The organism is Acinetobacter sp. AB03, from assembly GCF_058107045.1.
This window is the reverse complement of sequence record NZ_JBUEBA010000045.1, coordinates 1-9,472: the sequence shown is the minus strand read 5'-3', so window position 1 is coordinate 9,472 and position 9,472 is coordinate 1. Positions and strand designations below refer to the sequence as shown.

The following is a 9,472-nucleotide window of genomic DNA, read 5'->3' as shown; positions in this document are numbered from 1 at the left end:
TTGCTGATAGCCGTACAGTCATTGAAGGTTCAACGACTTCTCTTGTAACTGTGTTGGTTAATGATACAGATGTTGATAGTGCTACTTTAACTGTTGCTCAGTTTGCAACCAATGCCAGTGGTACAGGTGCACAAACAGCAAATGGCAGCAATACCATTACGACTGTTTTAGGTGGTACAGTGACCATGAATAGTAATGGCACATTTAGCTATGTTGCCCCAATACGTAATCATGGTAACAACGGTGTAACGGATACTGATGGTGCGGATGTAGATAGTTTCTACTATAGGGCATCAGATGGTACGCTGGAATCTGGCTGGACGCAGGTGCAGATCACGATTACGGATACTGCACCAGTTGCCAAGAATGATTCGGCAAGCGTGGCGATAGGTGACACAGTTACAGGTAATGTGATTACAGGTACAGTAAATGGTATTGTCACTTCTGCAAGTGTAGATACACCAAGTCTGGATACACCAAATAGAATTACTTCGGTGAATTTTGGTGGAACGAACCATACGGTAGCACAATCAGGCATTACCACCATTACAACAGATGACGGTAAACTTGAAATCCAGAGTAATGGCGAATACACCTATACTTCAGGGTATAGAAATGTATATGTCGATAGAAATGGTTCTGATACCGCTCCAGACCTTACTAAATGGAAAGACTATGCAACGACTGGTGTAAAAAATGTGTATGGTTTTGATGGTTCTTCACCTATATCGGGTACAACTCTCAACCTTAATGCTTTAACGAACTCAACTGCCAATATTGTACGTTTGGTTGATGCTACTACTGGTAATAACAATGATGGTTTAGGTGTTGAAACAACACTGTCGGGTAGTACATCCGATCAGCAGAATATCAGTCGTGTCGAAAATGGTGAATATATCGTTTTTGATTTAGGTGCATTGTCGAAGAATGCTGTAGTGACTTTAACTGATGTTTCAAATGCAACAGAAGCTGGTTATATTACATGGTATGCCTTTAATGCCAGTGGTACTCTTGTGGGTACAGATACAGTTTCGGGTACGCCATCAAGTAGTGTACTGGGATTTAGCTTGCCAACGAATATCAATTATCAATATATTGCTTTTACTTCGACCAATAATTCTGGTCATTTCCGTGTTAATGGTCTGCGTGCAGAGGCTGCGGTTACAGGTAATTCAACTGATGAGTTTACTTATACTCTATCAGATAGTGATGGTAGTCTGGCAACTGCAAAACTGACCATTAACACCACAGGGTTGAATGTATTACCTGATGCCGCGACAGTACGTGAATCACATCTGCCAAATGGTACGTTCCAGGGCACCAAGACCCAATATACGACGACGGGTAATCTGTTTACCAACGATACTGTGACCAACACAACACAGATTGATGACATCAGCTTTAGTAGTGGTGCAAGTGGTACGCCAAACAAAGTTATTTCGGGCACTACGATTACCATTAGTGATGCTGATGGCACATTGGTGGTCAATAAGCTGACAGGTGCTTATACCTATACCCTGAATGCGGCAACAACTCAAGGTGTCGATGATATCAAGGTATTTAGCTACATTGCCAAAGATCAAGTAACAGGTCAGACCAGTGCTGCGACCAACTTAACTATCAACGTTATAGATGATGCACCCGTTGCAACGGATATTAATCAGACCTTGAGTATGGCAGCAACACCGCAGACCTATAATCTGACCATTATCCTCGATGTATCGGGTAGTATGGCGCAGGATGAAAATGGTAGAGGCTCAGCGACTGCTGGTTTTGATCCGAATACTATTCGTTTGATGCTGGCAAAACAGGCGATTGCACAATTAATTGACAAAGTTGATACTCTGGGCAATGTCAATGTCAAGATGATTAATTTTAGTAGCGCGAACTCGGAAGAGGTTTCACAGTGGTATGTGGATTCTGCGACGGGTGCGATTAACTTTGTCAATACGCAGCAGGCCGATGGTGGCACTTCTTATCTTTCAGCGATTAATAAGACCATGACTGATTGGGGTACACCACCAGCAGCAGATAAACACTTTGTGTATTTTATTACCGATGGTGCTCCTGATACTAATCAGGGGATTGATGCAACTACTGGCACAAACTGGCGTAATTTCCTAAATACCAAAAATATTGATGCAATGTATGCGGTAAGAATCGGCGGTAGTGATACCAGTGCTATTGCTCCATTGATACGAACACAACCTGCGGGTACGAATGATGAGGCAGTTGCAATCTCCAGTCCGACAGAATTGCTCAATACACTACTCAGCAGCATTGATGATGGTATTGTTCAGGGGAATGTGTCTATTCTTTCAGGTAGTGGTAGTACTGGCGGGATGATACTGGGTGCAGATGGTGGATATCTGGAAAGTGTTACTGTAGATGGCGTGGTTTATACTCTTGCTGGTGGGAACACTCAAGTCATTCATACCGAAAAAGGTGGTGCATTAACGGTTGATTTCACCACAGGTGAATATCGCTATGAAATTATTGTCAATAAGACTATTCTGGGTGAAATGGAAAGCTTCCAGATTGGTGCAGTGGATGGCGATGGTGATGCTATTTCGATGAATTTAAACATCAGCTTGAACTATCAGGCACAGGTTGATGCTAATCGGGATACGATTATTACCAATGTACAAAATGGTACAGCGATATCTATCTCGGACGCTGCATTAATGCACAATGATCTGGTGAGTAATAATACCTTCTTGTCTAGCAGTAGCAATGCCGTGAATGGTACGGTATCGGGTACAAATACGATTACTTTTACCCCGAATGTAACAGGTATTCCAGCACAGACGATTCGAGTGATTAACGAAAGTGCATACAACAATGGCACTGCCTGGACCAATAATGATGCTTCAAGCTTGCCAAAAAATAACATTAAAGAACTCGCTGTGGACTTTAGTGACCGTAGCCTGTTTGGTACGACGGGAACGGCAGCAACCATTACTGCTTATCAGACAGGTCAAACCATCTCGGGCTGGGCTGTCGATAGTGGTATTAATGGTTACACTCAGGTCTTTAATGGTACGTTCTATTCGAGTGCAGATCGTGATTTGGTAAAAGTGTATCTTTATGCAGGTGAACGTATCTATATTGATGTAGATGGTACGACTGGATCGAATACCAATGTTTCAGGTACGACTACACGAGCTGTACTGGATGCCAGTGGTACTGCAACGAGCTTTAGTCAGACTACGGATGGCTGGTTTACTGCCACGACTACTGGTGAGTATTATGTGCAACTCTCCAACACAAATTCTTCTTCAACTAGCTATAACCTTGCTCTGACCATTGATAATGGTACTTCGACTGCTGGTGGCGGGACATCTGCTGCACCTAAAGGGGCAATTGGACCATCTTCAGGTGGCTTTGACTATACTTTGAATGAGCTTGGTGTTCTAACCAATGCAAAAGCCGATATTTATCATGTCGCTGGTACTACACTCAATGGTACAGAGCGTGATGATATTCTGCTGGGTGGTGCGACCAACGATACATTGTACGGCGGTAAAGGCAATGATGTACTCATTGGTGGTTCAGGTCAGGATACGCTATATGGTGGCAATGGTAATGATCGTCTGGAAGGTGGGATCGGCAACGATATACTGTATGGCGATGCAGGGAATGACATCCTGATCGGTGGGGTAGGTAATGATATCCTCAACGGTGGATTGGGTGCTGATACCTTTGTTTGGGGTGCAACTGATAATGTGAACCAGACTGATACCATCAATGACTTTAGCAAAGCTCAGGGTGACAAGATTAATGCCAAAGCCTTATTAGTACAACTTGGTTGGGATCAGGATGTGGGTAAATTAAGTGATTATGTCAGCCTGACCACAGGTAGTAGTACTATCAAGATCCATAATATAGAGAATAGCGTGAATGTGAATATTGTGGTCACAGGCCAGTCATTTACAGAGAATGACATCATCGACATGATCAACAAAACCAACTTCCAGACTTAAACCTAGCGTAGAGGGCGGAGTCACTTCGCCCTCTATCCCAAATTTATTTATTAATATGATGGCAACATCGTTAAACATTTAAGAAACCTTAAAACAAGGGGAAACCTGTGAAAGTATTAGCATTAACAAAAATCGCAAGCATGATTGCTGGGGCAAGTGTAGCAATGACTGTATCAGCAGCAGATTTAACATCTGTAACTAAAACTGCGATTGAAAATAACCCAGAAGTTCAGGTGCAATGGTCAAACTTTCTTGAAGCCACTGCGAATCAAAAACAGGCGCGAGCAGGTTATTTACCATCAATTGATTTAAATGCAGCTTATGGTAAAGGTAACCGTGAATTCGATGGCGATCGTGGTTGGTTCAATCAAGGTCAGGCAGAAATTGCATTAACGCAAGTGTTGTTCGATGGTTTTCGTATTAAAAGCAAAGTTGAGCAAGGCGATTATGCAGCGCTAAAACGCTATTATGAGTTAAATGCTGGTGTGGAACAAAAAGCCTTTGAAGCAGCGCAAGCTTATTTGGATGTTCAACGTTACCGTGATCTGGTTAAATTGGCAGAAACCAACTTTAATAACCATCAACGTGTTTATAACCAAATTCAGCAAAAGACCAAGCAGGGTGTGGGCAATGGTGCGGATTTAGCACAAATATCAGGTCGTTTATCTTTGGCACAAACCAATTTAATGACGGAACAAGCGAATTTAAATGATGTATCAGCACGTTTTGCGCGAATTGTAGGTGTTGAGCCAAGTAGTAATCTTGCACCCGTTACAATCAATGTGGCTCTTCCGAATAGCACACAAGAAGTCGTTACTGCTGCGTACAACAATAACAACAGTTTAAAAGCTGCGTTAAGTGAAATGCAATATGCACGTGCAAGTGCGCAAGAATTCAAAGCCAATATGTACCCGAAACTGTCGTTTGTGGCGCGTACAGGTTTATATCAAAACCGTAATAGTTTTGATGAACGCACCAATCCCGATAACGATAAATACGGGCAAGATAGCGCAGTTGAGTTAAGACTCAACTACAATCTATTTAATGGTTTTGCTGATAGAGCAGCCATGAATGCTGCCAATGCACGTGTTTTACAATCCGATGATTTGAAAAACAAAGCATGTGTCGATATTCGCCAAACTTCAGCCGTGGCTTATAACAATGTCAATAACTATAGCAGCCAGTTGCAATGGTTACAGCGTCATCGTGATGAATCTGCTTCAGTTGTGAAAGCGTATAATGATCAGTTTGATATTGGTCGTCGTACTTTGCTTGATGTACTTGATTCAGAAAATGAAGCCTTTCAGGCCAATCGTGCTTATGTCAGTGCGCAATATGATTTGAAAATTGCACAATTCCAAACACTTTATAGCACAGGACAATTGTTACCTGCGCTAGGTATTCAACGTGATAATTTACCTGCTGTATCAGAAGTGAGTCAGCGTGAAATTAATGCAGCGAATATGTGTTCTGCGAACGTGCAAGCACAAGTTGCTGAATAATGAAAGTATGAAATGAAAAATAGGGTGCAACGTGTGCCCTATTTTTGTTCGTAAAATATACATTTTATATAAGAGAAGTTTTTGTTATTGATTCGTTGGAAGCAATACATTAATTAGACCTCTTTCATAACCCCTTTGTTTTCCCCCTTGAGAATTGGGATGAGGAATATATTCCGCAAGTGGGGTTTAAAAACTTATGAGAGAGGTCTATTAATAGCAAGTTTTAGTTCAAAAAATCAAAATGCATTTTGACCCATGGTGAATAAGTGACAACACAAATATTTGACCCTTTAGCGTTATGCCTGATTCGGGTGGCTAAAGATTATGAGGTAAGTATTACCCAAGAAGGGCTACTTTCTGGCTTGCCTTTGCCCAATGGTTTACTAATTCCGAGCTTTGTTTCGCGTGCTGCAGATCGTGTGAGTTTAAGCAGTAATATAGTGCAGCAAGGTTTAGCACAGTTAAATCACTTTGTGTTTCCTGCAATTTTATTGTTAAAAAATAATACTGCGTGTGTGTTGTATCGAATTGATCATGAGCAGCAACTAGCAACCGTTTATTTTCCAGAATTGGCCGATACCGTTAAACAAATTCCAATTGCAGAATTGCAAGAGCAGTATGTCGGTTCAGTGATTTATCTCCAACAACGTCAGTTTATTGTCGATAACAAACTGAAAATGGAAAAAAATCAGCAACACTGGTTTTGGCGTGTAATTCGTGAACACCGTTCAATTTATAAAGATATTTTGCTCGGTGCATTATTCATCAATATTTTCGCCTTATGTTCTCCATTTTTTGTCATGAACGTATATGACCGAGTTGTACCAAATCATGCATTGGATACGTTATGGGTTTTGGCACTCGGCATCATGATTATTATTACCGCCGATTTTGTTTTAAAGTTAGGACGCAGTTATTTTGTCGATTTAGCTGCGACGCGTGCAGACAATAAACTATCTGCTTATATCATGGAAAAAGTGCTTGGTCGTCGCATGGAGCAGAATAATATGTCGGTTGGTATGACGGCATCAAATATTCAATCCTATGAATCGATTCGTTCATTTACCAGTTCATTGACTGTTGTTTCCTTAGTCGATCTGCCGTTTTTTGTATTGTTCCTTGCGGTCATTTGTATCATTTCATGGGTGTTTGTGATTCCGCTGCTCATTGCAGCATTTATCATTTTATTGCACGCGTTGTCAGTGCATGTCAACTTGAAAAAATTATCTGATGCGATGGCAGAAGCTTCACAACAACGTCAAGCCTTGTTAATTGAAACTTTAAACAATGAAGAAACCATTAAGAGTTTTAATGCTAACGGTCGTATGCAAGCTTTGTGGGAAAAAGCCACCCGTTTTACCGTGCATTATTCTGCAAAGTTACGTTTTTTGGGTGGAACGGTTGGAAACTTTGCGTCATGGGTTCAACAAACAGTTGGCGTCGTCATTATCATCATCGGGGTTTACTTGATTGTTGATGGTAAGTTAACGCAAGGCGCACTCATTGCATGTTATATGATTTCGACACGTGCGTTAGCACCGATTGCACAGGTTGCGGGCTTACTTACTCAATATTATCAAGCGTCAAGCGCATTAAATTTATTGAACCAAACAGTTGAAGCTGAACAAGAACGAGAAAATCTGAAAGGTTGGGTCAGTCATACTCATCTAATTGGCAATATTGAATTTAAAAATGTCAGTTTGCGCTATCCGAATGAGTCACGTTCAGCTTTGGAAGATATTACGCTTTCCATTCGTGCAGGTGAAAAAGTCGCGATATTGGGTAAAGTCGGTTCTGGTAAAAGTTCGATTGAGAAAATATTGTTGTCGCTTTATCGACCTACAGAGGGTGCGGTATTTATTGATCAAACCAATATTGCTCAGATTGATCCTGCGGAATTACGTAACCAAATTGGTTATATTCCACAAGACACTGACTTATTGAATGGTACGGTGTTGTCGAATATTGTGTTGGGCAATCCGCATGTGAGCCGAACCGTACTAGAACAAAGTTTGGTGATTTCAGGTTTAGGACAAATTCTTAAAGCACATGAAGATGGTTTGTCTTTGCAAGTGGGTGAGCGAGGGCACAAGTTGTCGGGCGGGCAACGTCAAGCAATCGCAGTCGCACGTGCAATTGCTCAAAATGCGAAAATTTTGATTTTTGATGAGCCGACCAGTGCGATGGACACACCATTGGAAAATCATGTGATTCATCATTTAAAACAATACATGACAGCCCAACACACATTGATCTTGGTCACGCATAAACCTGCTTTATTGGCTTTGGTCGATCGAATTATCATTCTTGAAGATGGCAAGATCATTGCAAATGGCGAGAAAGAAACGGTCTTGAAAGCGATGTTTCCTCAACAAGAAAAAGCTGCAGGAGTAATGTCGTGAGCGAAGAACAAAAAAAGACCCATCGCGAGAAGCTGTTTCAAGGCGTAGGCAAAAGCATAGAAAACTCTGAAAAGGTGATGAATCCTATTTTCGGGCGTTTGCGTTTGTTTAAACAATATCAGCCTGCCGATGCAAATGATTGGCAGCGACAGGTTAAGGAAGTCACACAATCACAAAAACCACTCAAGACACGAATGACCCTTTATATTATTGCGGTGACTTTTGTCTGCCTGTTGCTTTGGGCAGGTTTTGCCAAAGTCGATGAAATTACTCGTGGTGAAGGCAAAGTTATTCCATCTCAACAGATGCAAGTGATTCAATCGGTTGATGGTGGCGTGGTTGAAAAGGTGTATGTGCAGGAAGGTGAGCACGTCAAAAAAGGCGATCTATTGATTCGTATTGACCCGACACGGTTCACCTCAAATTTGAATGAAGTTAATGCCAAGATTTTTGCCTTGCAAACCAAAGTTAGACGTTTAAGTGCACAATTAAATGGCTCGGGCTATACCTCAGGCAGTGTCCCAGCCGGTGTTTCACCTGATGCAGCGGCAATGATTATGGCGCAAGAAAGCCAATATTATGCAGAAAGTCTGCGTGAACTGAGTCAAAGAACGATGACCAATCAAGGCACGGTTTCGACCCGTCAACAGGAATCGCAACGGGCGCAAGCTGCGCTCGGACAAGCTGAAAGAGCCTATCAACTTGCAGTGCGTGAACTCAATACCACACGACCTTTGTTAAAGACTGGTGCGGTGTCGGAAATGGATATTTTGCGTTTAGAGCGTGATGTCTCCAATGCCGATGGTGAGCGTAAGCAGGCAGCAGCAAACTTACGTGGTTCGCAAGCCTCAATCGGCGAAGCGCAATCAAGAACCTCTGAAGCTGCGGTCAGTTTGAAAAACCAATGGCGCAATGAATTAGCAGAAGCGCAAGCGCAGTTGGTGAGTTTAAAAGAAAGTATTTCAGGCGTGGCAGATCGAGTAAAAACCACAGATATTCGTTCACCGACCAATGGTATCGTGCAGAAAATTTTCTTTAATACCATCGGTGGGGTGGTGAAACCGAGTGATCAAGTCGCGGAAATCGTACCTTTAGATGGTCAATTGATCGTTGAGGCAAAAGTATCGCCGAAAGATATTGCCTTTGTACGACCAGACTTGCCTGCGGTAATTAAATTTACCGCCTATGATTTTTCGATTTATGGCGGAATGGATGCGAAGGTGAAACACATTAGCCCAGACACATTTACCGATGAAAAAGGCAATATGTTTTATATCGTCCGTGCAGTGACAGACAAACCAACTTTCGGTAAAGGATTGTCTGTGATTCCAGGGATGACGGTTCAATTGGATATTATGACAGGTAAGAAAACAATTCTTTCTTATTTACTTAAACCAATTTTAAAAGCGAAAAACAATGCCTTAACCGAGCGTTAAGTCGAATAAACGTCATCAATCTACTAAAAATCCTTCTTTTAAAAAGAGGGATTTTTAATTTATAAAGCAGATTTTATAAGTGTTAATTGTAAGCGTCCGCTGAACACATCTTATGAATTCGTCCTATAAGCCTTAATTTAGTCCTCACT

4 protein-coding genes are annotated in these 9,472 nt (G+C 41.7%); all 4 read left to right on the top strand.

Features of this window, described 5'->3' with window-relative positions; translation table 11 throughout:
- The coding region (locus tag ACY3FQ_RS17945) for a beta strand repeat-containing protein (protein ID WP_489774585.1) at positions 1-3,983 on the top strand (3,983 nt) is incomplete at its 5' end.
- A 107-nt stretch (positions 3,984-4,090) separates the two neighbouring features.
- A complete protein-coding gene (locus tag ACY3FQ_RS17940; protein WP_005401928.1) occupies positions 4,091-5,485 on the top strand; it encodes a TolC family outer membrane protein in 1,395 nt (464 codons plus the stop codon).
- Positions 5,486-5,751: 266 nt separating this feature from the next.
- On the top strand, positions 5,752-7,887 hold the full coding sequence (locus ACY3FQ_RS17935; protein WP_005401927.1) for a type I secretion system permease/ATPase: 2,136 nt from the start codon (positions 5,752-5,754) through the stop codon (positions 7,885-7,887).
- A complete protein-coding gene (locus ACY3FQ_RS17930; RefSeq protein ID WP_005401926.1) occupies positions 7,884-9,323 on the top strand; it encodes an HlyD family type I secretion periplasmic adaptor subunit in 1,440 nt (479 codons plus the stop codon). Before ACY3FQ_RS17935 ends, ACY3FQ_RS17930 begins: the two co-directional genes overlap by 4 nt.
- Positions 9,324-9,472: the final 149 nt, after the last annotated feature.